The organism is Streptomyces sp. NPDC001393, from assembly GCF_053597455.1.
Genome location: NZ_JBSFIH010000007.1, coordinates 82,658 through 107,539 on the forward strand (window position 1 = coordinate 82,658; position 24,882 = coordinate 107,539).

General features: G+C 71.4%; 29 protein-coding genes and 1 pseudogene. 21 read left to right on the forward strand and 9 right to left on the reverse strand.

Annotated features, from left to right (window positions below; translation table 11 throughout):
- Positions 1–5: 5 nt before the first annotated feature.
- The gene (locus tag ACWC2T_RS11070; protein ID WP_450670080.1) at positions 6–899 is read right to left on the reverse strand and encodes a 1-aminocyclopropane-1-carboxylate deaminase/D-cysteine desulfhydrase; all 894 of its coding nucleotides are present in this window, start codon (positions 897–899) and stop codon (positions 6–8) included.
- A 192-nt stretch (positions 900–1,091) separates the two neighbouring features.
- Between ACWC2T_RS11070 and ACWC2T_RS11075 the strand changes: the two genes are divergently transcribed.
- The 6 genes from ACWC2T_RS11075 to ACWC2T_RS11100 all read left to right on the forward strand — a co-directional run bounded on the left by ACWC2T_RS11075 (position 1,092) and on the right by ACWC2T_RS11100 (position 5,219).
- Positions 1,092–2,498 (forward strand): family 2B encapsulin nanocompartment shell protein, encoded by a 1,407-nt coding sequence (locus tag ACWC2T_RS11075; RefSeq protein WP_450670081.1) that lies wholly within the window; start codon positions 1,092–1,094, stop codon positions 2,496–2,498.
- Positions 2,499–2,610: 112 nt separating this feature from the next.
- A complete protein-coding gene (locus ACWC2T_RS11080) occupies positions 2,611–3,750 on the forward strand; it encodes a family 2 encapsulin nanocompartment cargo protein polyprenyl transferase (RefSeq protein ID WP_450670082.1) in 1,140 nt (379 codons plus the stop codon).
- Between the two features lie 201 nt (positions 3,751–3,951).
- The gene (locus tag ACWC2T_RS11085; RefSeq protein WP_450670083.1) at positions 3,952–4,167 is read left to right on the forward strand and encodes a hypothetical protein; all 216 of its coding nucleotides are present in this window, start codon (positions 3,952–3,954) and stop codon (positions 4,165–4,167) included.
- 31 nt (positions 4,168–4,198) lie between these two features.
- Entirely contained in the window at positions 4,199–4,621 is a 423-nt protein-coding gene (locus ACWC2T_RS11090; protein WP_450670084.1) for a YciI family protein, read from the forward strand.
- Positions 4,622–4,659: 38 nt separating this feature from the next.
- Positions 4,660–4,992 carry a DUF952 domain-containing protein gene (locus ACWC2T_RS11095; protein ID WP_450670085.1) on the forward strand — a complete coding sequence of 111 codons (333 nt, stop codon included), beginning with the start codon at positions 4,660–4,662 and terminating at the stop codon, positions 4,990–4,992.
- A complete protein-coding gene (locus ACWC2T_RS11100; protein ID WP_450670086.1) occupies positions 4,989–5,219 on the forward strand; it encodes a hypothetical protein in 231 nt (76 codons plus the stop codon). The genes ACWC2T_RS11095 and ACWC2T_RS11100 overlap by 4 nt, the downstream gene beginning before the upstream one ends.
- Here ACWC2T_RS11100 and ACWC2T_RS11105 read toward each other — a convergent pair.
- The 3 genes from ACWC2T_RS11105 to ACWC2T_RS11115 all read right to left on the reverse strand — a co-directional run bounded on the left by ACWC2T_RS11105 (position 5,198) and on the right by ACWC2T_RS11115 (position 6,919).
- Positions 5,198–5,962 (reverse strand): VOC family protein, encoded by a 765-nt coding sequence (locus tag ACWC2T_RS11105; RefSeq protein ID WP_450670087.1) that lies wholly within the window; start codon positions 5,960–5,962, stop codon positions 5,198–5,200. The two genes, ACWC2T_RS11100 and ACWC2T_RS11105, sit on opposite strands and share 22 nt — an antisense overlap.
- Positions 5,963–6,005: 43 nt before the next feature.
- Positions 6,006–6,422, reverse strand: coding sequence for a VOC family protein (locus tag ACWC2T_RS11110; RefSeq protein ID WP_388620733.1), 417 nt, complete (start codon positions 6,420–6,422; stop codon positions 6,006–6,008).
- Between the two features lie 98 nt (positions 6,423–6,520).
- Positions 6,521–6,919, reverse strand: a complete 399-nt coding sequence (locus ACWC2T_RS11115) for a helix-turn-helix transcriptional regulator (RefSeq protein ID WP_351208072.1) — start codon at positions 6,917–6,919, stop codon at positions 6,521–6,523.
- A gap of 139 nt (positions 6,920–7,058) precedes the next feature.
- Between ACWC2T_RS11115 and ACWC2T_RS11120 the strand changes: the two genes are divergently transcribed.
- A complete protein-coding gene (locus ACWC2T_RS11120) occupies positions 7,059–8,213 on the forward strand; it encodes an anion permease (RefSeq protein ID WP_450670088.1) in 1,155 nt (384 codons plus the stop codon).
- A gap of 16 nt (positions 8,214–8,229) precedes the next feature.
- Complete coding sequence (locus ACWC2T_RS11125) at positions 8,230–8,499, forward strand: hypothetical protein (protein ID WP_450670089.1); 270 nt, start codon at positions 8,230–8,232, stop codon at positions 8,497–8,499.
- Positions 8,500–8,506: 7 nt separating this feature from the next.
- Here ACWC2T_RS11125 and ACWC2T_RS11130 read toward each other — a convergent pair whose 3' ends face one another.
- Complete coding sequence (locus ACWC2T_RS11130; RefSeq protein ID WP_450670090.1) at positions 8,507–9,580, reverse strand: LacI family DNA-binding transcriptional regulator; 1,074 nt, start codon at positions 9,578–9,580, stop codon at positions 8,507–8,509.
- Between the two features lie 273 nt (positions 9,581–9,853).
- Here ACWC2T_RS11130 and ACWC2T_RS11135 point away from each other — a divergent pair, with 273 nt between their 5' ends.
- From ACWC2T_RS11135 to ACWC2T_RS11155, 5 genes and pseudogenes are all read left to right on the forward strand, one after another.
- Positions 9,854–11,152 carry an ABC transporter substrate-binding protein gene (locus ACWC2T_RS11135; protein ID WP_450670091.1) on the forward strand — a complete coding sequence of 433 codons (1,299 nt, stop codon included), beginning with the start codon at positions 9,854–9,856 and terminating at the stop codon, positions 11,150–11,152.
- An 11-nt stretch (positions 11,153–11,163) separates the two neighbouring features.
- The gene (locus ACWC2T_RS11140) at positions 11,164–12,207 is read left to right on the forward strand and encodes a carbohydrate ABC transporter permease (protein ID WP_450670092.1); all 1,044 of its coding nucleotides are present in this window, start codon (positions 11,164–11,166) and stop codon (positions 12,205–12,207) included.
- Positions 12,204–13,037 carry a carbohydrate ABC transporter permease gene (locus tag ACWC2T_RS11145; RefSeq protein WP_450670093.1) on the forward strand — a complete coding sequence of 278 codons (834 nt, stop codon included), beginning with the start codon at positions 12,204–12,206 and terminating at the stop codon, positions 13,035–13,037. Before ACWC2T_RS11140 ends, ACWC2T_RS11145 begins: the two co-directional genes overlap by 4 nt.
- A gap of 50 nt (positions 13,038–13,087) precedes the next feature.
- Positions 13,088–14,725 carry a glycoside hydrolase family 13 protein gene (locus ACWC2T_RS11150; protein WP_450670094.1) on the forward strand — a complete coding sequence of 546 codons (1,638 nt, stop codon included), beginning with the start codon at positions 13,088–13,090 and terminating at the stop codon, positions 14,723–14,725.
- A gap of 159 nt (positions 14,726–14,884) precedes the next feature.
- Positions 14,885–15,507: pseudogene (locus ACWC2T_RS11155) on the forward strand (hypothetical protein).
- Positions 15,508–15,573: 66 nt separating this feature from the next.
- Here the strand turns inward: ACWC2T_RS11155 and sodN are convergent.
- A complete protein-coding gene (gene sodN / locus ACWC2T_RS11160; protein ID WP_004983535.1) occupies positions 15,574–15,969 on the reverse strand; it encodes a superoxide dismutase, Ni in 396 nt (131 codons plus the stop codon).
- A 145-nt stretch (positions 15,970–16,114) separates the two neighbouring features.
- On the opposite strand from sodN, the gene sodX reads away from it, so the two are divergent.
- Complete coding sequence (gene sodX, locus ACWC2T_RS11165) at positions 16,115–16,549, forward strand: nickel-type superoxide dismutase maturation protease (RefSeq protein WP_450670095.1); 435 nt, start codon at positions 16,115–16,117, stop codon at positions 16,547–16,549.
- Here sodX and ACWC2T_RS11170 read toward each other — a convergent pair.
- A complete protein-coding gene (locus ACWC2T_RS11170; RefSeq protein WP_450670096.1) occupies positions 16,453–17,082 on the reverse strand; it encodes a CGNR zinc finger domain-containing protein in 630 nt (209 codons plus the stop codon). The genes sodX and ACWC2T_RS11170 overlap by 97 nt on opposite strands.
- A gap of 96 nt (positions 17,083–17,178) precedes the next feature.
- Here ACWC2T_RS11170 and ACWC2T_RS11175 point away from each other — a divergent pair, with 96 nt between their 5' ends.
- From ACWC2T_RS11175 to ACWC2T_RS11195, 5 genes are all read left to right on the forward strand, one after another.
- Positions 17,179–17,937: a class I SAM-dependent methyltransferase gene (locus ACWC2T_RS11175; RefSeq protein WP_450670097.1), complete on the forward strand. Its 759-nt coding sequence runs from the start codon at positions 17,179–17,181 to the stop codon at positions 17,935–17,937.
- A 609-nt stretch (positions 17,938–18,546) separates the two neighbouring features.
- Positions 18,547–19,770: an NAD(P)-dependent malic enzyme gene (locus ACWC2T_RS11180; RefSeq protein ID WP_450670098.1), complete on the forward strand. Its 1,224-nt coding sequence runs from the start codon at positions 18,547–18,549 to the stop codon at positions 19,768–19,770.
- Between the two features lie 221 nt (positions 19,771–19,991).
- A complete protein-coding gene (locus ACWC2T_RS11185; protein WP_450670099.1) occupies positions 19,992–20,957 on the forward strand; it encodes a zinc-binding dehydrogenase in 966 nt (321 codons plus the stop codon).
- Positions 20,958–21,081: 124 nt separating this feature from the next.
- Positions 21,082–21,291: a helix-turn-helix domain-containing protein gene (locus tag ACWC2T_RS11190; protein ID WP_018571396.1), complete on the forward strand. Its 210-nt coding sequence runs from the start codon at positions 21,082–21,084 to the stop codon at positions 21,289–21,291.
- Positions 21,291–21,857: a Clp protease N-terminal domain-containing protein gene (locus tag ACWC2T_RS11195; RefSeq protein WP_450670209.1), complete on the forward strand. Its 567-nt coding sequence runs from the start codon at positions 21,291–21,293 to the stop codon at positions 21,855–21,857. Before ACWC2T_RS11190 ends, ACWC2T_RS11195 begins: the two co-directional genes overlap by 1 nt.
- A 35-nt stretch (positions 21,858–21,892) precedes the next feature.
- Here ACWC2T_RS11195 and ACWC2T_RS11200 read toward each other — a convergent pair whose 3' ends face one another.
- Both ACWC2T_RS11200 and ACWC2T_RS11205 read right to left on the reverse strand, forming a co-directional pair.
- Positions 21,893–22,939 (reverse strand): PadR family transcriptional regulator, encoded by a 1,047-nt coding sequence (locus tag ACWC2T_RS11200; RefSeq protein WP_450670100.1) that lies wholly within the window; start codon positions 22,937–22,939, stop codon positions 21,893–21,895.
- Between the two features lies 1 nt (position 22,940).
- Positions 22,941–23,948: a DUF4097 family beta strand repeat-containing protein gene (locus ACWC2T_RS11205; RefSeq protein ID WP_450670101.1), complete on the reverse strand. Its 1,008-nt coding sequence runs from the start codon at positions 23,946–23,948 to the stop codon at positions 22,941–22,943.
- A 172-nt stretch (positions 23,949–24,120) separates the two neighbouring features.
- Here ACWC2T_RS11205 and ACWC2T_RS11210 point away from each other — a divergent pair, with 172 nt between their 5' ends.
- On the forward strand, positions 24,121–24,300 hold the full coding sequence (locus tag ACWC2T_RS11210) for a DUF6104 family protein (protein ID WP_003992906.1): 180 nt from the start codon (positions 24,121–24,123) through the stop codon (positions 24,298–24,300).
- A gap of 133 nt (positions 24,301–24,433) precedes the next feature.
- On the forward strand, positions 24,434–24,871 hold the full coding sequence (locus ACWC2T_RS11215) for a CU044_2847 family protein (protein WP_450670102.1): 438 nt from the start codon (positions 24,434–24,436) through the stop codon (positions 24,869–24,871).
- Positions 24,872–24,882: the final 11 nt, after the last annotated feature.

The window sequence follows — 24,882 nt, forward strand, 5'->3', positions numbered from 1 at the left end:
ACGCACTACGGGAACGGCCGGCCGGTGACGACGGCGGCGATCGTCGTCCCGCGGGCGAAGGCGCCCTCTTGCGCGAGGGTGACAAGGCCGTAGAGCAACTTGGCGACATAGAGACGTTCGACGGGCAGCCCGTGGCGGTCCTCGAAGTCCTCGGCGAACGCGTGCAGTTCGGGTGTCGTACGGCCGTAACCGCCGAAGTGGAAGCGCTCGTTCAGGGACCAGGAGCCGGTACGGGAGCCGAAGGCACGTTCCTGCAGTGCCTGTACGTCGTCCCCCAGGAAGCCGCCCCTGAGGACCGGCACGCCGATGGCCCGCTGCCCCGGGGCCAGACCCGCGGCCAGGCCGGCGAGCGTGCCGCCGGTGCCGCAGGCGACCGCGACGACCTCGGCGTGTCCGCGCAGCTCCGCTCCCAGCGCCCGGCAGCCGTGGACGGCCGCGCTGTTGCTGCCGCCTTCGGGCACCACGTACGCCTCCTCGGCGCCGGCCGCGCGCAGGACGGCGCCCAGCGTCTCCGGCTCGTTCTTCCGCCGGTAGGTCGATCTGTCGACGAAGTGCAGCCGCATGCCGTCCGCCGCGCAGTGCGCCAGCGAGGGGTTGAGCGGGCGGTCGGCCAGCTCGTCGCCGCGGACCACGCCGGTGGTCGGCAGCCCGAGAAGGCGGCCCGCGGCGGCGGTGGCCCGCAGGTGGTTGGAGTAGGCCCCGCCGAAGGTGACCAGCGGCCGCCCCTGTGCCGCCTCGATGTTCGGCACGAGCTTGCGCCACTTGTTGCCGACGAGGTCGGGGTGGATCAGGTCGTCGCGCTTCAGCAGCAGCCGGAGCCCGTGCCGCTCGAACCGCTCGTCCCGCGCCTCCTGGAGGGGGGAGGGGAGGCGGGGGGTGAGCGGGGTGCGGCTGGTCACCGCCCTATTGTCGCCCGGCGGGAGAGCGGCGCACCGACGGGGCGCGGGGTCCCTCTTCATGCCCGGTAATCCGATGATCCATTCCCGCTCTTTCGGGTAATGGTGCGACCACGGTCGGTGATGGAAGGCTCGGATGCCGAGACCGGTGCCCCCTGCGATTCGGCACCGGGCATACCTGGGAGGCAATTCTCTATGTCGGTAGGCGAAGAGGTCCGCACGGAACAGGGCAAGCCGCAGCAGTCCCTCGGGACCGCGGCCGCGCGGAACCTGGCCACCACCACCAAGTCCGTTCCGCAGATGCAGGAGATCAGCTCCCGCTGGCTGCTGCGCACACTCCCGTGGGTCGACGTACAGGGCGGTACATACCGGGTGAACCGGCGGCTGTCGTACTCCGTCGGAGACGGCCGCATCACCTTCGTGAAGACCGGGGACCAGGTCGAGGTCATCCCGGCCGAACTCGGCGAGCTGCCCGCCCTGCGCGGTTACGAGGACGAGGAGGTGCTGACGGAGCTCGCCCGGCGCTGCCGCCAGCGCGACTTCGCGCCCGGTGAGGTGATCGCGGACTTCGGCAACCAGACGGGCGAGGTGTACCTGCTGGCGCACGGCAGGGTCGAGAAGTGCGGTACCGGCCCCTACGGCGACGACGCCGTCCTCGGAGTCCTCGCCGACGGCGCCTACTTCGGCGACCAGGCGCTGCTGGACCCGGACGCCATCTGGGAGTACACGGTCCGCGCCGACACCGCGACCACCGTGCTGATCCTCAGCCGCCAGGACTTCCAGCAGGTCGCCGAGCGCTCGGACACCCTGCGCGAGCACCTCGAACAGCTGCGCTCGGTGCCGGAGCAGCGGACCAACAAGTACGGCGAGAAGGAGGTCGAGCTGGCGGCCGGTCACTCCGGCGAGCCCGACATCCCGCACACCTTCGTGGACTACGAGGCACGGCCCCGCGAGTACGAGCTGAGCATCGCCCAGACCGTGCTGCGCATCCACACGCGCGTGGCCGACCTCTACAACCAGCCGATGAACCAGACCGAGCAGCAGCTCAGGCTCACGGTCGAGGCGCTCAAGGAGCGCCAGGAGCACGAGCTGATCAACAACCGCGACTTCGGCCTGCTCCACAACTGCGAGTACGACCAGCGGATCCAGCCGCACGACGGCGTGCCCAGCCCGGACGACATGGACGAGCTGCTCAGCCGCCGGCGCAGCACCAAGCTGTTCCTGGCCCACCCGCGCGCCATCGCCGCGTTCGGCCGCGAGCTGAACAAGCGGGGACTGGTCCCGGAGACCGTCGAGATCGGCGGCAACCGCATCCCGACCTGGCGCGGCGTGCCGATTTACCCGTGTAACAAGATCCCGGTCACCCCGGAGCGCACGACCTCGATCCTCGCGATGCGTACCGGCGAGCAGGACCAGGGCGTCATCGGCCTGAGGCAGTCGGGCATCCCGGACGAGATCGAGCCGAGCCTGTCCGTGCGGTTCATGGGCATCAACGAACAGGCCATCATCAAGTACCTGGTGACGGCCTACTACTCGGCCGCCGTGCTGGTGCCCGACGCGCTCGGCGTGCTGGAGAACGTCGAGATCGGCCGGTGGAGGTGACGTTTCCGCACTTCGCGGCCGTGTCCCCGCCCGCCGGGCAGGGTAGACCCTCGGAATATGCGTCCGGCCGGGCCGGCGACGCCGGTGTCCGCGGACCTGGCGAGGGGGAGACATGGCCGAGTTCATGACGGAGACCGAACAGCGTTCCCCCGTCGTGCCGCACCCCGGCACGGCGGGGGAAGGACGGGGGAGGACCGGCGAGGCGGGTGCCGGTCCGCTGGACGGGCAGGAGGCGGCGGCGCTGCTGGAGCGCACCCGTGCCGTCGTCGACCCGGAGCTGCGCGCGGCCCTGGAGTCGCTGCCCGCCTCCATGCGCCGGGTCGCGCTCTACCACTTCGGCTGGCAGCACGCGGACGGCTCCCCGGCAACCGGCAACGCCGGCAAGGCGATACGGCCCGCGCTCGTCCTGGCGGCGGCCGCGGCCCTGGGCGGACCCGCGGCCCGTACGGCGGCGGTCCGGGCGGCGGTCGCGGTCGAACTGGTCCACAACTTCACGCTGCTGCACGACGACGTGATGGACCGGGACACCTCCCGCCGGCACCGGCCCACGGCCTGGAGCGTGTTCGGCGACGCCGACGCGATCCTCGCCGGTGACGCCCTGCAGGCACTGGCCCTGCGGCTGCTCGCCGAGGACCCGCACCCGGCCGCCGGTCCGGCCGCGGCCCGGCTCGCTGCCTGCGTCGTGGAGCTGTGCGCCGGTCAGCACACCGACACGGACCTGGAGCACCGCGCCCCGGACGAGGTCACCCTCGACGAGGTGCTCGCCATGGCCGAGGCGAAGACCGGCGCCCTGCTGGGCTGCGCCTGCGCCCTGGGGGCGCTGTACGCGGGCGCCGGCCAGGAGGACGTGGTGGCGCTGGACGGCTTCGGCCGCCAGGCCGGGCTCGCCTTCCAGCTGATCGACGACGTCATCGGCATATGGGGCGACCCGCAGCACACCGGGAAGCCGGCCGGTGCCGATCTCGCCGCCCGCAAGAAGTCGCTGCCCGTGGTGGCGGCCCTGTCCTCCGGCACCGAGGCCGCGGCCGAACTCGCCGAGCTGTACGGGAAGCCGTACGTCTCCGGTGACGCCGAGGGCGTCGCACGGACCGCACTGGCCGTTGAGCGGGCCGGTGGCCGGGACTGGGCGCAGGCCGAGGCGGCCGACCGGATGGCCCGCGCGGTGCAGGAGCTGTCCCGTGCCGTGCCCGTCCCCGAGGCGGCGGGCGGTCTGCTGGCGCTCGCCGAGTTCGTGACCCGGCGCAGCAGCTGAGTGCTGTCGGCCCCGGCAGCCGGGAAGAACCCGGAGCCCCGGCCCCGTGCGGCTCCTGACCCCGCACGCCCGCCGGGGCTCCGGCCAGGCGGCCCCGCGCATCCCCACAGTGCGCGGGGCTCGCTGCCTCCTGTCCGCCGAGTGGCCTGCCTCCGGACGCATCGGACGGCGCTGAACCCCCGCCCGCCCTACCCTGAGGACATGGACAGCGAGGACCACGTCTGTCCCGTCTGCGGACAGCCCGTCGAGACGGTCGTCGGACGGCGCAAGACGCTGGGCGCCTGGGTGCCGGTATGGGGTCCCGGCCCCTGCCGCAACCCCGGCTGCGCGGCCTACGGGCAGTCGGCCGAGCCCACGGCTCCGGATGCCGGGACCGGGCACCCGCGCTCCGGTGAATCGGCGGCCGGGAAAACCTGAGCCGGACGGCCCCGAGCCGAAGGAGCCGACCGTGAAGTACCTGGTGATGGTGCAGGGGACGCAGGCGGACTACGACGCGATGAGCGGCAGGGCCACCCCGCACGCCCCCGCCTGGACCGAGGTACAGCTGAAAGCCATGTACGCCTACATGAGCTGGATCAACGACGACCTCACCGAGTCCGGCGAACTCATCGACGCCGAGGGCCTGGCGGAGCCCGCCCGGACCCGGCTGGTCGCCCGCGGCAAGGACGGCGAGACAGTGATCACCGACGGCCCGTACGGCGAGACCCAGGAGGTGATCGTCGGCTACTGGCTGCTGGACTGCGCGAGCCTGGACCGGGTCACCGAGATCGCCGAACGCGTCACCCGCTGCCCCGGCCCCGAGGGCCTGGCCGAGCACCCCGTGGTGATCCGGCCCCTCATGGAGGGCGCCGACGACATCGGTGCCCGGTGAGGAGACGCGCGCCCCGGCCGAGGCCGTAGCGTGGCCGCATGCCGAAACTTCCGCACATCGTCCACATCACCGAGCGCTCCCTGTGGGAGGCGGCGCGCGAGCGCGGCACGTACGAGGTGTCGACCCGGGGCCGCACCCTGGCGGAGGAGGGTTTCATCCACTTCTCCACCCGCGAACAGCTCCCGCGCATCGCCGAGTTCCTCTACGGCGACTACGACGGCCCGGACGAGCTGGTCGTACTGGTCGTGGACCCGGCCCTGGTCGGCGCGCCGGTGAAGTACGAGGCCATGGAGCCCGGCGGGGAGGAGTTCCCGCACGTGTACGGGCCGGTGCCGGCCCACGCCGTGGTCGACGTGGAGCCCTGGGGGTGACCCGGACGCCCCGCCGCCGGGGCCGTACGTCCGCGACGGCGACAGGCACGGGGCCCGGCACGGAGGCAGGCACCTGGGCGGCCCGTCACCGGGTGCGCGGCGGCTGCGGCAGCAGTCCTGGCGGCGACCGCTCCGGTTCGCCCGGTCCGCCGGTGGATCCGGCCGAGGCCTCCCCGCACACCGGTGTCGTGCGCCTGTACGGCCGCTACGCGACGACGGCTCGCTGACTCCCGCCGGGCAGGCCGCCGGTCTCCGGATCCCGGCCGGTCAGGCAGTAGACGCCGCCCGCCGGGTCGCGCATCACCGTCCAGTGCGGGCCCCCGCCCAACGTGACGGCGCCGTGCTCTTCGTGCCGGGCGCGGACGGCGGCGACGTCCGCGCAGGCGAGGTCGAGATGGGCCGAGGCGGGGCGCTCGTCGTCGAGTCGTTGGAGCAGGATCCGGACGGGCAGCCCCGCCGGCGGCCTCAGCACCTCGAACTCCGGCCGGGAGCCCGCGAGCCGCTCCCAGCCGGTGAGACCGGCCCAGAAGTCCGACTCGGCGGCGTACACCGACGGCGGGATGTCGAGGCACACCTGGTCCAGCCGGCTGCCTGCCACCACCGGTGGCCGTACCGTCTCCCCGTGCCACGGCACCGCACAGAACAACTGCCCGGCGGGAGAGCGCAGTACGGCCCAGTCGCCGTGGTCCGCGACCGGCTCCGCGCCGAGTGCGGCGGCCGCCGCGACCAGCTTGCGTACGTCCTCGGCGCACAGGTCGAGGTGGGCGCCGCCGTCGCCCTCGGTGACGCCCTGGAGCTTCACGCACGCGTCCGTCCCGGCGGGCCCCTCGGGCAGCAGGGTCATGAACTCGCCTCGCTCACCGCGGGGTTGGGACGCCCGGGTGCCGGTGACGGCCGTCCAGAAGGCGCGCGCCTCGGGCAGCCGGGCGGCGGGCCGGTCGGCGAAGGCGTACGTCCAGCGAATGATCACGGGCTGGAGTCTAGGCGTGGACTCCCCGGTGCGGACCGGAGTTTCACTCCGCGGGCCGCTGGAGGAAGCGCAGCTGGTTGCCCGCCGGGTCCCGGAAGGCGCAGTCGCGCACGCCGTACGGCTGGTCCGTCGGCTCCTGGAGCACATCGGCGCCGGACGCCCGCACCCGCTCGTACAGCGCGTCGCAGTCCTCGGTCGTGAAGATGACACCCCGGAGCATGCCCTTGGCCAGCAGCTCGGCCATCGCCTGCCGGTCGGCGGGGGAGGCGTCCGGGTTCGCGCCGGGCGGCTCCAGCACGATGTCGACGTCCGGCTGCAGCGGCGAGCCCAGCGTCACCCAGCGCATGTCCTCGAAGCTCACGTCATTGCGGACCTCCAGGCCGAGCACGTCACGGTAGAAGGCGAGCGCCTTGTCGTGGTCGTCCACCGCGATGAAGCAGTTCTTGAGTTTCACGTCCATGGCCTCACGCTAGGCCCATCCGGCCCCCGGCGCGCGCGAGTCGGCGGCGGGCCGGTCGCCCCGGCAGCTCGGCGGGGCGCCGGAGCCGCGCCGGCGGATCAGTACGGTCGGCGGCGGGGGCGGGTGAAGGTGCGGGCCACGCAGGACGGGATCACCGCGCTCTCCTCGTGGTCGCGGGCCCGGTAGGCGCTCGGCGTCTCGCCGACCAGCTCGGTGAAGCGGGAGCTGAAGGAGCCGAGCGAGGTACAGCCCACGGCGAGGCACACCTCGGTCACGGTGAGGTCGCCCCGCCGCAGCAGCGCCTTGGCCCGCTCGATCCTGCGGGTCATCAGATAGCTGTACGGCGTCTCGCCGAAGGCCTTGCGGAAGCTGCGCTGGAAGTGGCCCGGCGACATATGGGCGCCGCGGGCCAGCTCGGCCATGTCGAGCGGCTCCGCGTACTCCCGGTCCATGCGGTCGCGCACGCGCCGCAGCCGTCTGAGGTCCTCCAGCGTCACGTCCACAGCTTGGCACAGGGCACTGACACCGGGAGATGCAACGGTTTCGCACAGGACTGCACAACAGACTCCCCCATTTTCGGGCCGCCGTTCGCCTCCGGTTCTCCGCGCATTGGCCTGCCCTTGCTTGCCTTGGGGAATGGACCACATCACGTTCCTCGTGGCGGTCGTCATCGTCACGGCACTGGCGTTCGACTTCACGAACGGGTTCCACGACACCGCCAACGCGATGGCGACCTCCATCGCCACCGGCGCGCTGAAACCCAGAACCGCCGTCCTGGTCAGCGGGGTCCTGAACATCGCCGGTGCCTTCCTCTCCACCGAGGTGGCCAGGACCATCTCCGGCGGCATCGTGGACGACACCGTGGTCAGCCCGGCGATGATCTTCGCGGGGCTGGTCGGCGCGATCCTGTGGAACCTGGTGACCTGGCTCGCCGGACTGCCCTCCAGCTCCTCCCACGCCCTCTTCGGCGGTCTGATCGGCGCGGTCTGGGTCGGCGCCGGCTCCCACGGTGTGCACGTCGACAAGGTCGTCGAGAAGGTGCTGATCCCGGCCGTGGCCTCGCCCGTGGTGGCCGGCCTCGCCGCCCTCGTCGCCACCTACCTCGCCTACAAGCTCTCCGCCCGGGCCCGCCAGGACTCGGTGACCAAGGGCTTCCGCCTCGGCCAGATCGCCTCCGCCTCCCTGGTCTCCCTCGCGCACGGCACCAACGACGCGCAGAAGACGATGGGTGTGATCACGCTGACCCTGATCTCGGCGGGCGCGCTGGGCCATGACGCGGGTCCGCCGGTGTGGGTGATCGGTGCGGCCGGCCTCGCCATCGGCCTCGGCACCTATCTGGGCGGCTGGCGGATCATCCGCACCATGGGCAAGGGTCTGGCGGAGATCCAGTCGCCGCAGGGCTTCGCCGCCGAGACGGCCTCCACGACCGTGATCCTGACCTCGGCCCACCTGGGCTTCGCGCTGTCCACGACCCAGGTCGCCTCGGGCAGCATCCTGGGCGCGGGGCTCGGCCGCCGGCTCGCGGAGGTCCGCTGGGGCGTGGCCGGCCGCATGGTGCTGGCCTGGCTGATCACGCTGCCCGCCGCCGCGCTGGTCGGCGGCCTCGCGGCGAGCGTGGTCAAGCACGGCGGCAATCTCGGTACGGCGGTCATCGCCCTGGTCGCCCTGGCCCTCGCCGCCGCCATCGTCGCCGCGTCCCGCCGTAACCCGGTGCGTGCCGACAACGTCAACGACGACCACGAGGTCACCCTCCGCACCCCGGCCCCGACGAACGTCGGCACGGCCGCCTGAACCTCCGGGAGCCCCCATGCATGTCGACTGGTCCGCCCTCGGCAAGGTCGCCGCGGTCAGCCTCGGTGTCACCGTCGCCGTGGTCGTCGTCTTCACCTTCGGCGTCCTGGGCCTGTCCAGGACCGAAACGGGCACTGCCGAAACCGGTAACGCCGAGTCCGGCGGCGCCGGGTCCGGCCGCTCCGTAGCCGCCACCGCGGGCCGGGCCCAGGCCGCCCTGTGCTTCCTCGCCTGCGCGGCTGTGGTGGCGTACGGGATCTACCTGATCGTCCCGCAGTTCCACTGACGGCGCCTCAGGCGCGCGCAGCCCCGCCGCCGGTCTCGCCGTAGGTCTCCCGCTCCCTCGGGAGAGGGGGCGCGGTGGTGGCGCGCGGGATCAGATGGGTGGGCAGCACGGTGTGCTGCTCGTGGTCCGGCTCGGAGTCGTTGATGAGCTGCAGGGCCAGCCGGCCGGCCTCGCGGCCTATGTCCGAGGGTGACTGGGCGATGGTGGACAGGTCGAACAGGTCGGCCACCGGCTGGTCGTCGAAGCCCAGGACGGACATCTGCTCGGGTACCTCGATCCGGGTCCGGCGCAGGGTCCGGATGACGGCGACGGCGACCTCGTCCTGTTCGGCGAAGACGGCGGTGGGCGGCTCGCGGAGGCTCAGCAGCCTGCCGAGCGCCTCGGTGGTGGCGCGTTTGTCGCCGACCGGCAGGGCGGCCACCAGGTCGTCGTCATGCGGGATGCCCGCTTCGGCAAGCGCCTGCTGATAGCCGAGCAGCCGCTCGTTGGAGCTGAAGGAGAAGCCGCTCGCGCCCACCGTCTTGATGAAGGCGATCCGGCGGTGGCCGAGGTTGAGCAGGTGCCGGGTGCCGTGCAGGGCGCCTGCCACGTCGTCGACGTACACGCTGGGGCGGCCCTCGACGTGCTGGCTGACGTAGATGACCGGCATGCCGAGGCTGTCCAGCCGGTCCGTCTCCTCCTCGGTGAGATCGAAGGAGAAGACCAGCAGCGCGTCGGCGTTCCGGCGGGCGGGCAGCCGGTCGAAGAAAGAGGCGCGCTCGGCGAGGTCGGGGATCACATACACGGTCAGCTCCATGCCCGCCGCCCGCAGCACCGGGGCCAGGCTGGAGAGCGCCGAGCCCATGAACCACGCGTTGAGGGTGGGCACGAGCACCGCCACGGTCCCCGTCTTCCCCGTGACCAGGCTCGCGGCCTGGCGGGAGACGGCGAAGTTCAGTTCGCGGGCGGCCTGTTCGACGCGGGCGCGCACCTCCGGCGAGACGGTGGTCAGGCCGCGCAGGGTCCGCGAGACGGTGGAGGCGGATACCCCGGCCCGTTCGGCGACGTCAGCCATCGTGGGGTGTCGCTGAGCTGGTGGCATGTGACGGACGGTAGCACAGAGGGAGCTCGTGTCGAGCCCCGGTGTGACAGCGCTTTCACGGCGCCCAGGCCCCGCCTCCCTCTCATTACCCCGAAGTAACGCATTGACTTCCGCTTACCCCGCTCCTAGCGTGCAAGCGTTGTCTCGACGGTGTCAGAGCCTTCCCCGCAGCCCTCGGTATAGCTGCTTTGACCTGCGTGTTTGATCAAGAAGTTGCTGTGACAACGCAGTCTCGCAACAGAGCCGCCTTCGTCCGCACGACCAGGAGACACAGTGAAGACCAGAACAGCCAGAGCCCTTCGGTGCTCGGCCGCGCTCGCCGCCGCCGGACTCCTCCTCGCCGCCTGCGGCTCGTCCGGTGACGGCGGCTCCGCGGGGCAGTCCGGGACCACGTCGTTCAGCGGCCGGGGCCCCATCACCTTCGTGGCCGGAAAGGACACCACCGGCGCCGTACAGCCCGTCCTCGACCAGTGGAACAAGCTGCACCCGAAGGAGAAGGTCACCTTCATCCAGCTGCCGACGGACGCGGACGCACAGCGCCAGCAGATGATCCAGAACGCTGAGACGAAGTCCGACGCCTACACGGTGCTCTCCCTGGATGTCGTGTGGACGTCGGAGTTCGCCGCGCACCAGTGGATCGACAGGCTGCCCGAACAGGGCTTCCCGCTGGGGAAGATGCTGAAGCCGGTGGTGGAGACGGCGAGGTACCGCGGCGGTCTGTACGCGGCCCCGGCCAGCTCCGACGGCGGCCTGCTGTACTACCGTACCGACCTGCTCAAGCAGGCCGGGGTGAGCAAACCCCCGGCGACCTGGGCCGAGTTGAAGGCCGACTGCGCCAAGGTGAAGAACCTGCCCACGGCCAGGGGCATGTCCTGCTACGCCGGGCAGTTCCAGAAGTACGAGGGCCTGACGGTGAACTTCGCCGAGGCCGTGAACTCCGCGGGCGGTGTCGTGACCGACGCGAGCGGCAAGCCCGATGTGGACACCCCCGCGGCGCAGAAGGGGCTGGACTTCCTCGCCGGCTCGTTCCGGGACGGCACGATCCCCAAGGAGGCCATCACCTACCAGGAGGAGGACGGCCGTCAGGCGTTCCAGGCCGGCAAGCTGGTCTTCCTGCGCAACTGGCCGTACATGTACGCGCTCGCCGGCAAGAGCGAGGTGGCCGGCAAGTACGCCGTCGCGCCGCTGCCCGGCCTGAACGGGCCCGGCTCCTCCAGCCTGGGCGGTCACAACCTGGCCCTGTCCTCCTTCGCCAGGAACAAGGCCACGGCGCTGGACTTCATGAAGTTCTACAGCAGCGAGGACACCGCGAAGACCTTCCTCGACAAGGCCTCCCTGGCCCCGCCGTACGCGGCCCTGTACGACGACCCGTCCCTGGCGAAGCAGTATCCGTACCTGCCGGTGCTCAAGCAGTCGATCCTGCGCGCCGTGCCGCGCCCGCGGGTCGTGAGTTACGGCGATGTGACCTCGGCGGTCCAGCAGGAGGCGTACGCCGCGCTGACCGGCACCAAGAGCAGCGCGCAGGCGCTGAAGGACCTGCAGCGGGAGCTGCAGAAGTCCACGGCGCAGTGAGGGGCGGGGCCATGACCGACACCAAGGTTCCACCCGGACCCGCCGCCCCCGAGTCCCACCGGCCGCCCGGCACACCGCTGAAGGGCCGGCGGCCGAGGTCCCGGACCCGCGCCACGGCCGGCACCGGGCGGATGGCGGCCCTGCTGGTCTCCCCGACCCTCCTGGTGCTGACGATCGTCGTGCTCTACCCGACGCTGATGGCGCTGCGGGAGTCGCTTTACGGGCCGAAGGGCCTCGACCCGAAGACCGGCTTCATCCGCAGCACCGAGCCGTTCGTCGGGCTGAGGAACTACGCCGACATCTTCGGCGCCGCCGGGGACCGGTTCTGGAACGCCTTCTGGAACACCACCTTCTTCACCGTCGTCACCGTCGGGCTGGAGACGGTGACCGGTGTGGTCATGGCCCTGATCATGCACCGGGCGTTCAGCGGCCGGGCCCTGGTCCGGGCGAGCATCCTCGTCCCCTGGGCCGTGCCCACGGCCATCTCCGGCCTGCTGTGGCGGTGGATCTTCAACAGCGACGGCATCGCCAACGCCCTGATCGGCCGCCAGATCCTGTGGACCACCGAGGGCTTCCACGCCAAGGTCGCGGTCATCGTCGCCGAGGTGTGGAAGACCGCCCCGTTCATCGGGCTGCTGGTGCTGGCCGGACTGCAGGTCATCCCGAACGAGGTCTACGAGGCGGCCCGCATCGACGGGGCGAGCGCGCCGCGCCGGTTCTGGCACATCACGCTGCCGCTGGTGAAGCCCGCGCTGCTGGTGGCGATGCTCTTCCGCTGCATGGACGCGCTGCGGATGTTCGACCTGCCGTACATCCTGATCGGCGCGCAGAAGAACTCGGTGGAAACGCTGTCCATGCTGGCGCAGAACGAGGCGTCCAACGTCCGCTTCGGCCCGGCCTCGGCGTACGCGGTCCTGCTCTTCCTCTATGTCTTCCTCATCGCGCTGGCCTTCGTACGGCTGCTGGGCGCCGATCTCGTCGGCGGCACCGGCGGCGGCCGCCGGAAGACGAGGACCAGGCTCGCGTTCGCGCGCCGTACGGAGGTGACGGCATGACGACCACGGCGAAGTGGCGCGGCCGGCTGCTGTACGTGGGGGTCGCCGCGGTGGTGGCCTACTGCCTGGCCCCGTTCTACTGGATGCTGGTCTCCAGCCTGCGCCGCACCTCCGACATCTTCGACACCTCGCTCGTCCCGTCCCCGGTGTCCTTCGAGAACTACCAGTCGCTGTTCGGCGCCTCCCAGGGGTTCACCCGGGCCCTGCTCAACAGCCTCGTCGTCGCAGGGATCACCACCGTGCTGGCGCTGCTGCTGGCCACCTTCACCGCCTACGCGATGGCGAGGCTGGAGTTCCGTTTCAAGCGGCTGATCCTGACCCTGATCATCGCCACCTCGATGTTCCCGGTGGTGTCGATCGTGGTCCCGCTGCTGAAGCTGTTCACGGACATCGGCTGGATCAACACCTACCAGGCGATGATCGTGCCGAGCATGTCCTTCGCGCTGCCGCTGGCGGTGTGGAACCTGACCACGTTCTTCCGGCAGATGCCGGACGAGCTGGAGCACGCCGCCATGGTCGACGGCTGCACCCGGGGCCAGGCCTTCCGCAGGATCATCATCCCGCTCGCCGCGCCGGGCATCTTCACCACCGCGATCATCACGTTCATCGCCGCCTGGAACGAGTTCCTCATCGCCCTGTCGATGACCAACCGGCCCGACATGCAGACCGCACCGGTCGCCATCTCCAAGTTCACCGGCGCCACGACGTACGAGACCCCGTTCGGCAGCCAGATGGCCGCGGGTGTCCTCGTCACGATCCCGCTGGTGGTCATGGTGCTGCTCTTCCAGCGCCGCATCGTCGCCGGCCTGACGGCCGGCGCCGCGAAGTAGACCCTCCCCTGTTGTAGACCCTCCCACTGTGATCTGAAAGGTAGGACAGCATGCCCGGTACCGCACCCTGGTGGCGCAGCGCCGTCATCTACCAGGTCTACATCCGCAGCTTCGCCGACGGCAACGGTGACGGCATCGGCGACATCGCCGGCATCCGCTCCCGCCTGCCGTACCTCAAGTCGCTGGGTGTCGACGCCCTGTGGATCAACCCGTGGTACAAGTCGCCGCAGGCGGACCACGGTTACGACGTGGCCGACTACCGCGCGATCGACCCGCTGTTCGGCACCGTGGAGGAGGCCGAGCAGCTCATCGAGGAAGCCCACCAGCAGGGGATCCGCATCATCCCCGACATGGTGCCCAACCACACCTCGGACCAGCATGCCTGGTTCCGGGCGGCGCTGGCGGCCGGACCGGGCAGCCCGGAGCGCGACCGCTACGTCTTCCGCCCCGGCCGCGGCCCCGACGGCGCCCTGCCGCCCAACGACTGGGTCTCCTCCTTCGGCGGCCCGGCCTGGACCCGGCTGCCGGACGGCGACTGGTACCTGCACCTCTTCGCCCCGCAGCAGCCCGACCTGAACTGGCAACACCCCGAGGTGCGCGCGGAGTTCGAGTCGATCCTGCGGTTCTGGTTCGCCCGGGGCGTGGACGGCTTCCGCATCGACGTGGCGCACGGCCTGATCAAGCACCCCGAACTGCCCGACCTGCCGCCGCGTCCGGCCGGGGTCGGCCGGCGCAGCCGGCACCTCGACCACCCCCACTGGGACCGCGACGAGGTCCACGACATCTACCGCGCCTGGCGCAAGGTGGCCGACGAGTTCCCCGGCGACCGGTGCTTCGTCGCCGAGGCCTGGGCGGACACCCCCGAACGGCTGGCCGCCTACGTCCGCGCGGACGGTCTGCACACCGCGTTCAACTTCGACTTCCTGATGGCCAGTTGGGACCCCAAGGACCTGCGCACGGTCATCGACGACTCCCTCGCCATGCTCGGCGCGGTGGGCGCGCCCGCCACCTGGGTGCTCTCCAACCACGACGTCATGCGCCACGCCAGCCGGTACGGCCGCAGGTCGGCCCGGCGCTGGGTGGCCAACGAGCGCTACGAACCCGAAGGCCCCCTGGACCTCGCCCTGGGCACCCGCCGCGCCCGCGCCGCCGCCCTCCTCATGCTCGCCCTGCCCGGCGGCGCCTACGTCTACCAGGGCGAGGAACTGGGCCTGCCCGAGGTCGAGGACCTCCCCGAGTCCGTCCTCCAGGACCCCGTCTGGGAACGCTCCGGCCACACCGACCGCGGCCGCGACGGCTGCCGGGTGCCGATCCCCTGGTCCGGGCGGAGTGCACCGTACGGCTTCAGCCCCGAGGCCGCCTCCGCCGCGCCCTGGCTGCCCCAGCCCGCCGACTGGGCCGCGCGCACCGTCGAGGCGCAGACCGGCGACGACACCTCCATGCTGGAGCTCTACCGCAGCGCCCTGCACCGGCGCCGCGAGCACCCCGCCCTCGGCGACGGCACCCTCACCTGGCTGGACGCCCCCGCCGGAGTCCTCGCCTTCCGCCGCGACCCCGGCTTCACCTGCGTGGTCAACCTCTCCACCGAGTCGTACCCCCTGCCCGACCACACCGCGATCCTGCTGACCAGCGGCCCCGTCGAGAACGGCCGACTGGGCCCGGACCAGGCGGCCTGGCTGGCGGTGTAGCGGATCGTCCGGTAACGGGCCGGGTCGGTGACCTGCGGGATCTTTCCTGTGGGGCGCTGACCTGGCCTTTTGGTGACAGGCCGTACACCTGCGCGAACGACTCCAGCACACGGCCGCCCTTGCAGCCGCACCCGCCGCCCACCCCTCGGAGTTGCCGACGTGACCGAACTGTCCGCCGCACACGACGCCGCCGTTACCGACCGGGGGCCGCCTTGCCGGAAGTGCCTACAGCAGTGACCGGGATCTGGCCGCTCGTCAGTCGCTTTATCAGTGGCAGACGCCCCGTTACGACCTGCCAGGCATCGTTGCCGAGCAACTGAGGGGCGTGAACGGGTGCGTGGTCGATGTCGGCTGCGGCAACGGCAAGTTCATCGTCCCGGGTCGTCGCCCCTGACGGGCTGGTGATCGCCTCCACCAACAGTGACCGGGACAAGTCCGAACTCGACGACCTGTGGCGGCGGGCCGCCGGTGACGTGCTCGGCATCGGACGCGGCCCGGCGCGCATCTCGCTCAGTGCCCGCTTCTCTCTGGAGAAGGCTCCGGCCTTCCTGGGGGAGGAGTTCGGCCGGGTGGAGACGATCGAACTGCCCGGCACCATCGCGGTTCATGTTCCGGAGCCTGTCATCGCGCACATGGCCTCCTACCGGGCCTGGGCGGACCAGCACGATGTGCCCTTCGACGCCACGATCGAGCGGGCCCGCACGATCCTCCTCGGCCACATCGCCCGGCATGGGGCGTTCGAGGTCACGTGCCTGGGCGGCATCCTCGTCTGCCGCCGCTGAGGGCAGTACGGGCAAGGGGCCCGGCCGGAACGCCCGGCCGGGCCCCTTCAAGCAGGGCAGAAAGCCTCAGGCCTTCTTGGTCTCCCAGAAGATCTTGTCGATCTGGGCGATGTAGTCCAGCGCCTTCTGGCCCGTCGCCGGGTCGGTGGACGCCTTGGCGGCCGAGAGGGCCTTCAGGGTGTCGTTGACCAGCTGGTGCAGCTCCGGGTACTTCTCGAAGTGCGGGGGCTTGAAGTAGTCGCTCCAGAGCACGGAGACGTGGTGCTTGGCGAGCTCCGCGCGCTGCTCCTTGATGACGGTGGCGCGTGCCTGGAAGTGGGGGTCGTCGTTACCGGCCATCTTCTCCTGGACGGCCTTCACCGACTCCGCCTCGATGCGGGCCTGGGCCGGGTCGTAGACGCCGCAGGGCAGGTCGCAGTGGGCGCTGACCTTGACCTTGGGGGCAAACAGGCGGGAAAGCATGGAGCATTCCTTCCTCGTGATCGTCTTCTCAGGTGCGACATTACTCCCTGTGGAAGGCGATTTCTCGGGTGCCCCCTAGGGCTTAGGACAAAAGTCCAGGGTCAGACTGAGACTGGTGGAGGAACGGACCGGGGAGGTGCCGGGGATGCCGGAGCTGTCACAGGAGACCGAGCGGGGGAGGGCCGGGGCGCCCTTCGGAGTGGCGGAAGTGACCGGGCCGTCCATGGTGCCCACGCTCCAGCACGGCGACCTGCTGCTGGTGCAGTACGGCGCGTCGGTGAGGCCGGGGGACATCGTCGTCCTGCGTCATCCGTTCCAGCAGGACCTGCTCGTCGTCAAGCGTGCCGTGGAGCGCCGCGAGGGCGGCTGGTGGGTCCTCGGGGACAACCCGTACGCGGGCGGGGACAGCACGGACTACGGCGTCGTACCCGACGAGCTCGTCCTCGGGCGTGCGCGCCTGCGGTACCGGCCGCTGCCCGCCGGTCAGCGCTCGCCGCTGACGCTGGTGCGCTGGGCGCTCTCGGCGGCGCGGCCGCTGCTGGCCGACCGGTCGGCCTCCAGGCGCTTGCGCGCCCGGTAGGCGGCCACGTTCGCGCGGGTCGCGCAGCGGTCGGAGCAGTAGCGCCGGGAACGGTTGGTGGAGGTGTCGAGGTAGGCGTTGCGGCAGGGTGCGGCCTGGCAGAGGCCCAGACGGTCCACGCCGTACTCCGTGAGGTGGAAGGCCAGGCCCATCGCCGCGATCGCCGCATAGCCGGCCGTGGCGTTGGAGGGGTGGTCGGCCAGGTGCATGTGCCACAGGGGGCGGCCGTCCTCGTCGCGGTAGTCGTGCCCGGAGATCTGGGGCGACACCGGGAACTCCAGCAGCAGTGAGTTGAGCAGGTCCACGGCGAGCGTCTCGTCGCCCTTGTCGGCCGCTTCGAAGACCGCGCGCAGCCGCGCCCGCACCGAGCGGAAGCGCGTGACATCGGCGTCGGTGGTGCGGCGGGCCGCCGACGCGTTGGCGCCGAAGAGGTCGCGGACGGCCTCGACCGAGGTCAGCGAGTCCTTGCCCCGGGCCGGTTCCTCGCTGTTGACGAGACGGACGGCGTAATCCGAGTAATAGGCCAGTTCCACTTGTAGTCCTTACGAGGGCGCTTTATGGTCGTGTCTGCGGTCGGTAACAGCCGGTCGTGCATCCAGGGTATTACGCAGGTGAGGGGGACAGACTTCATGACCACCAGCACGGGCACCGACTGGGCCGCGTGGCAGGAGAGCTGGGACCGGCAGCAGGAGTGGTACATGCCGGACCGGGAGGAACGCTTCCGGATCATGCTCGACATGGTCGAGGCGCTGGTGGGGACCGCCCCGCGCGTCCTCGACCTGGCGTGCGGGACCGGCAGCATCACCGACCGGCTGCTGAAGCGGTTTCCGGAGGCCACCAGCACCGGCGTCGACCTCGACCCGGCCCTGCTCGCCATCGCCCGCGGCACCTTCGAGGGCGACGGGCGGGTCTCCTTCGTCACCGCCGACCTCAAGGACCCCGACTGGCCGGCGAAGCTGCCGTACGACTCCTACGACGCCGTCCTGACCGCCACGGCCCTGCACTGGCTGCACAGCGAACCCCTCGCGGCCCTCTACGGTCAGGTCGCGGAGCTGGTCCGCGACGGCGGTGTCTTCATGAACGCGGACCACATGATCGACGACAGCACGCCCCGGATCAACGCGGCCGAGCGCGCCCAGCGGCACGCCCGCATGGATCAGGCCAAACGGGACGGTGTCCCGGACTGGGCCGAATGGTGGCAGCTGGCGGCGCAGGATCCGGTACTCGCCGAGCCGACGGCGCGCCGCTTCGAGATCTACGGCGAGCACGCCGACGGGGACATGCCCTCAGCCGCCTGGCACGCCCGCACACTGCTCGCCCAGGGCTTCGGCGAGGCGCGGCCGGTGTGGTGCTCGCCGTCCGACACGCTGCTGCTCGCGGTGAAGTAGCCGTGAGGGGCGGCGTGAGGTAGCCGTGAGGGGCGGCGTGAGGGTAGCCGTGAGGGGCGGCACGGAAGGCCCGTGCCGCCCCTCACGCAGTGCGACGGCCTTGCCGGAGGAGTCCTTGAACTCCACCTCGTGGGTTTACCGCATCTTGCCATGCGGACTCAGCCATGCAGGGCGTGGATATGCCAAAATCGGATAACGGGTCACCCCCGAACCGCAACAGTTCGGTACATCCTTGGTCGTTCGCCACCGAACCATCTGCGGGAATCCCACTCTCCGGCCGGAAAACCTTCGGCGCGTCTCACGATGTGGTCAGCGTGGGCGCGGCCTCCCAGCGTCCTCACGGGCTTGGCGCGGTTGTCAGCCGCGCGTCATCTCGCTGTGGCTTTCTGGTTCCGCGATGTGACCTTGCACCTAATGGACTCGTCATGGGTACGGTCCGTCCGGTAGGAAGGTTCTTTACACCCCTCATCCGGGGCTCAGGGCGCGTGTGCGGCGCGCCCGTCGCGTATGGCCCGTACGTATCAGCAATCGGGCGGTACGCGGTGCCCGCCCACCCCTCACCAGGAGTGGTCGACCCTCAAACCATGCATACCTAAGGGGTAAAACGAAGTGGCAGCGGAGATCGTCAATCCTCGTAGCGACAGCACTACGGATCAGGACGGCGGGGCCGAGCCCCTCGATTCCTTCGATCCGGTGTTCGCGCTGCACCGCGGCGGCAAGATGGCCGTGCAGGCCACCGTGCCGGTCCGTGACAAGGACGACCTTTCCCTCGCGTACACGCCCGGCGTCGCGCGCGTGTGCACCGCGATCGCTCAGCAGCCGGAGCTGGTCAACGACTACACATGGAAGTCCTCCGTGGTGGCCGTCGTGACCGACGGTACGGCCGTGCTCGGACTCGGGGACATCGGTCCCGAGGCCTCCCTCCCGGTGATGGAGGGCAAGGCGATCCTGTTCAAGCAGTTCGGCGGCGTCGACGCGGTGCCGATCGCGCTCGACTGCACGGGCGTGGACGAGATCGTGGAGACCGTGGTCCGGCTCGCTCCCTCCTTCGGCGGAGTGAACCTGGAGGACATCTCGGCACCCCGGTGCTTCGAGATCGAGAAGCAGCTCCAGGAGCGCCTGGACATCCCGGTCTTCCATGACGACCAGCACGGTACGGCCGTCGTGACGCTCGCGGCGCTGCGGAACGCGGCGCGGCTCAGCGGACGGGAGATCGGGCAGCTGCGGGCCGTCATCTCGGGCGCCGGCGCGGCCGGTGTCGCCATCGCCAAGATGCTGGTCGGGGCCGGCATCGGGGATGTGGCCCTGACCGACCGCAAGGGCGTCGTGTCCGCCGACCGGGAGGACCTCACCCCGGTCAAGCGGGAGGTGGCCGGCTTCACCAACAAGGCCGGCATCACCGGCTCGCTGGAGGACGCCCTCGCGGGCGCGGACGTCTTCATCGGCGTCTCCGGCGGTACGGTCCCGGAGGAGGCCGTGGCCTCCATGGCCGAGGGCGCCTTCGTGTTCGCGATGGCCAACCCGAACCCCGAGGTGCACCCGGACGTCGCCCACAAGTACGCGGCGGTCGTCGCCACCGGTCGGTCGGACTTCCCGAACCAGATCAACAACGTGCTGGCGTTCCCGGGCATCTTCGCGGGCGCGCTGCAGGTGCGGGCCACCCGGATCACCGAGGGCATGAAGATCGCTGCGGCGGAGGCCCTGGCCGCGGTGGTGGGGGACGACCTCGCCGCCGACTACGTGATTCCGTCGCCGTTCGACGAGCGGGTCGCTCCCGCGGTCACGGCGGCTGTCGCGGCTGCCGCTCGTGCGGAGGGCGTCGCGCGTCGCTGACGTCGCGCCGCATGGCCCCGTCCGTTCGGGCGGGGCCATTTCCTTTCCCGTTCCTCCTTTCCCATTCCTTTCCCGCCCGCCCGACCGGACCGGGCGTTGCGGAGGTGCCCTTCGGCGGTGTCGGTGACCGGCTGCGCTGCATGGGTGGCCCTGCGCAAGAGGGCATGTGTCACAGGCTCGGGCGGTTCCGTTGGCTGATCGGCCCACCTATCGTCGGCACCATGTTCGCTGTCTACGCCGCCCGAATCGACCGCGACCAGCCGCTCACCGGCCTGGAGTTGGGGGAGCGCCCGGCTCCCGAGGCCCGGCCCGGCTGGAGCACCATCACGGTGCGCGCCGCCTCCCTCAACCACCACGACCTCTGGTCCCTCAAGGGGGTCGGCCTCCCGGAGGACCGGCTGCCGATGATCCTCGGCTGTGACGCCGCCGGTGTCGACGAGGACGGCAACGAGGTCGTCCTGCACTCCGTCATCGGCCAGACCGGCCACGGCGTCGGCCCGGACGAGCCGCGCTCCATCCTCACCGAGCGCTACCAGGGCACCTTCGCCGAGCAGGTCGCCGTGCCGACCTGGAACGTGCTGCCCAAGCCCAAGGAGCTGTCCTTCGCCGAGGCGGCCTGTCTGCCGACGGCCTGGCTGACGGCGTACCGGATGCTGTTCACCAACGCCGGGGTACGGCCCGGTGACTCCGTCCTCGTGCAGGGCGCGGGCGGCGGTGTCGCCACGGCCGCGATCGTGCTCGGCAAGGCGGCGGGGCTGCGGGTCTTCGCGACCAGCCGGGACGAGGCCAAGCGGAAGCGGGCCCTGGAGCTGGGGGCCGTGGAGGCGGTGGAGTCCGGGGCGCGGCTGCCCCAGCGGGTGGACGCCGTTATCGAGACCGTGGGCGCCGCGACCTGGTCCCACTCGGTGAAGTCGCTGCGGCCCGGCGGCACGATCGTCATCTCCGGCGCCACCAGCGGGGACCGGCCCTCGCACGCCGAGCTGACCCGGATCTTCTTCCTGGAGCTGAAGGTCGTCGGCTCGACCATGGGCACCAAGGAGGAGCTGGAGGACCTGCTCTCCTTCTGTGCCACGACCGGGGTGCGGCCCGTCATCGACGAGGAACTCCCGCTGGACCGCGCCCGCGAGGGCTTCGAACGGCTCGCGTCCGGAGAGCAGTTCGGGAAGATCGTGCTCACCAACTCCTGAGACTCCCGAGGTCCTTCGGGAGAGCGGTCGTGGGGCGGGCCCGGGTCTCCGGGTCCGCCCTTCTGCGCGCCGGGTCTGTCAACTTTGGTTGACATGAGTGGGCGTGTCAATGTAGGTTGACATCATGACCGAGGCAACCGATCTCGCCGAGCGCGCCGGCGACCGTGATCCACGGGTCGGACTGCGGGCCGTGGCCGCGCTGCGCAGGCTCCTGGAGCAGCTCGAGGCGGTACAGGTGCGCAGCGCGCGCAATCAGGGCTGGTCGTGGCAGGAGATCGCCGCGGAGCTCGGAGTCAGCAGGCAGGCCGTGCACAAGAAGTACGGGAGGCAATGATGTTCGAACGCTTCACCAAGGACGCCCGCGAGGTCGTGAAGGGCGCGTTCGTCCACTGCGAACGCTCCGGTGAACAGACCGTCGGCGCCGAGCACCTGCTGCTCGCCCTCCTCGACCGGGAGGGCAGCCGTGCCTCCTTCGCGCTGGCCGCGCTGGGGCTCGGGGAGCACAGGGCGTCGGTACGGGAGGCGCTGGACGAGGCGCGGCGGCGGGGCGGGCTGTCGCGAGCCGACTCCGACGCGCTGGCGGGGCTCGGGATCGATGTCCCGGAGATCGTCGCCCGGGTCGAGGAGGTGCACGGCGCCGGGGCGATGTCGGGGGACCCGGAGGACCGGCGCCGGTGGGCGGGGCGGCGGCCGGGCTTCGGCCGGGGCGCCAGGAACGTCCTGGAGAGGTCGCTGCGGATCGCCGTCGGGCACCGCGCCCGGCACATCGGCGACGAGCACCTGCTGCTCGCGCTGACCGTCCTGCCCGGGGTGGTGGGTGAGGTGCTGGCGGACCACGGGGTGACACACGCGTCGGTGACCCGGGTGCTGTACGGCGCCGGAGAGGCGCAGGCCGGCTGAGACACCGGCCGGGCGCCGCCCCGCTCCCCGACCGGTCAGACCTTCGGCGTCCGCAGCAGCGCGCCGATGTGGGCCGCCGCCGTGGACAGATGACGGCGGGCCTCCCGGAGCTGGGTGGGGGTGACTCCGTGGTCGCGGGCCGTGTCGCGGATGTCGTCGCGGAAGCGGTCCAGGAGGCGGTCCAGGTCGCGGACCGGGTCGCCGGTGGAGTCCTCGTGGGCCCAGGTGGGTTCGTACGCGGCGGGGAAGTCCTCGTCGGGAGAGACGTAGTGCGCGTCAGACGGTGTGCCGGCGGGCTTCGGGGCCGGTTCCCCGGGGGTGCGGGGAGATCCCCAGTACTTGCCGAAGTCGCCCAGCTCCCTGGCGAGTTCGGACAGGCCCTCGCGGACGCCCGTCGGCCAGTCGCCCTGGGTGAAGTGGTCCTGGACGCGGTCCTGGACCTGGCGGGCGATGCGCTGCATCTCCTCCTGAGCCTGGGCCCGCGCCCGCGCCTGCGCCTCCTGGGCCTGGTGGCGGGCCCGCTGGGCCTCCTCGCGGGCCCGGCGGCTCTCGTCCTTGGCGCGGCGGGCCTGCTCCTTCCACTCCTGCTTGACCCGGCGCATCTCCTCCTTGGCGGCCTTCCAGGCCTCGTTGTCGGTCGTGTCGCCGTACTCCGCGAACGGGCCCGTGGCGCCCGCCCCCGTCTTCGCGCTCCGGCGGGCCTCGGAGGCGGCCGCGCGCATCTCGCGGCGCAGATCGCCGGCCGCGCCGCGCACGTCGGCCCTTATCTCGGCGGCCAGTTCCGCGACCGACTCGCGGATCTCCAGCTCCAGATCGGCCAACTCGCCGCTCCGGTCGGCGAGTTCGGCACGGCCCGCGTCCGTGATGGCGTACACCTTGCGGCCGCCCTCGGTGGTGTGCCTGACCAGGCCCTCGGCCTCCAGCTTGGCCAGCCGGGGGTAGACCGTGCCCGCCGAGGGGGCGTACAGGCCCTGGAAGCGTTCCTCGAGGAGCCTGATCACCTCGTAGCCGTGGCGCGGGGCCTCGTCGAGCAGCTTGAGCAGGTACAGGCGGAGGCGCCCGTGGGCGAAGACGGGGGGCATGTCAGAGCACCTTCTTGTCGGTCGTACCGTCGGCCGGGGCATCGGTGCCGTCGGAGGCGCCGGCGTCCCGACCGGAGACGGAATTGTCCCCCGGGACGGCCGGCGCGCCCGCGGCGGGGGCGGTGCCGGGGTCCCTCGGGGGCGCGAAGGGACCGGAGGGCTCCGACGGCCGGCCCTCCCAGGGGGACTCCGTCTCGTCCTCCTCGCGCGGCGGGCGGCGCAGCAGCGCGATCGAGCCGGAGACCGTGGTGGCCCGGAGCCTGCCCGTGCCCGCGCCGAGGCGGCCGGTGATCTTGTGGGCGCCCCACTGGCCGTGCACCCGCAGTCCGTCGAAGGCGTTGGAGATCGTGCCGCTCGCGGTGTTCGCCTCCACCTCGGCGTCTGCCGGGTGCGGCAGGCGGATGGCGATCTCACCGGAGACGCTGGTCAGGTTGACCTCCGTCGGGCCGTCCGGGTCCAGATCGACGATCATGGAGCCGCTGACGGAGTCGGCGCGGACGGAGCGGCCGGAGCCCTCGACCACCGTCAGGTCTCCCGAGACCGACTTGAACCGCAGGTCGCCGGTGACCGCCTGGGCCTCCACGTTGCCCGACACGGTGTCCGCGTGGACCGGGCCCGAGACGCCGACCAGGGTCGTGTCACCGGTCACTCCCTTGACCGCCGCCGGGCCCCGGATGCCGGAGACGACCGCGCCGGCGCCGACCACGCCCACCTCCACGCGGGTGTCGGCGGGGACCGCCAGGGAGACGACGGCGCTGCGCCGCCAGCCCTTGCGGTCGAGCCACTTGAGGAAGCCCTTCCAGGGCAGGTCCTCGTAGGCCACCGTGAGGGTGCCGCCCTTCTGGGTGACCACCAGGGGCGGGCCTTCGATCTCCGAGATCTCGAGGCGGGCGGAACCCTCGTCCGTGCCCACGACGTTCACCGTTCCGTTGACGATGCGGACCTGGAGGTCGCTCACACGGGTGTCGAAGGTCAGCTTCTGGGGCTCGTTGACGGACCACTCGGGCATGGGGATCTCCTCGGCGGGCACGGGATGCGACACGCCATATCGCGTCCTCTGGGAAACACGATATATCGTGGCTATCGGAAGTCAAGACACCCTTTCGTGTGCAGCCCGAAACGTTGCATAGGCTGTCCCCGAGGCCACCACCGGCACGATGTTCACGCAGGAGACGCACCCCATGTACTTCACCGACCGCGGTATCGAGGAGTTGGAGAAGCGGCGCGGCGAGGAGGAGGTCACCTTCGAGTGGCTTGCCGAGCAGCTGCGCACCTTCGTGGATCTCAACCCCGACTTCGAGGTGCCTGTGGAGCGGCTGGCCACCTGGCTTGCCCGGCTCGACGACGAGGACGACGAGTAGCCCCCTGGAGCAGCCCCTGGAGCGGGAGCCCCGAAGCGGGAGCAGGGGCGATCATCAGCCGTATCGTTCGTTGCCTCTCCCCCTCTCCTTCCCCGGGAGTTAGCCTTCTCCTCCCAGCGGCGAAGGGGGCGTCATGGCTGGAGGAGTCGAGCGGATACGGCTGGACGACGGAACCGTCGTCTGGGCCAGGATCGGGGACGGGGGCAGGGGCAGGGACGGATACGGGGGTGCGGACGGGGACGGTTACGGCGAGGGGTACCGCGACACCTCGCTCGGGGACCGCGTCATCGACATGGCGGGAGGGCTGGCCGGCACGGTCGGCGGAGTCGTGCGCTCCCTGCGCGCCGGTCTGGACACCCCGGCCCCCGTCGAGGTCTCCGTCAGCTTCGGGATCGAACTGACGGCGCAGGCCGGCAAGATCGTGAGTGCGATCGCGGAGGGCGGTGGCAAGTCCTCCCTGACCGTGTCCCTGACCTGGACGGAACCGGCCACCACGCCCGACGGCGGCGATCCCGCGGAGCCCGGCGGCACGGTCGTAGCACCGCGCTCCCCGGCCTCCGGGGCCGCATGAGCGCCTTCGCC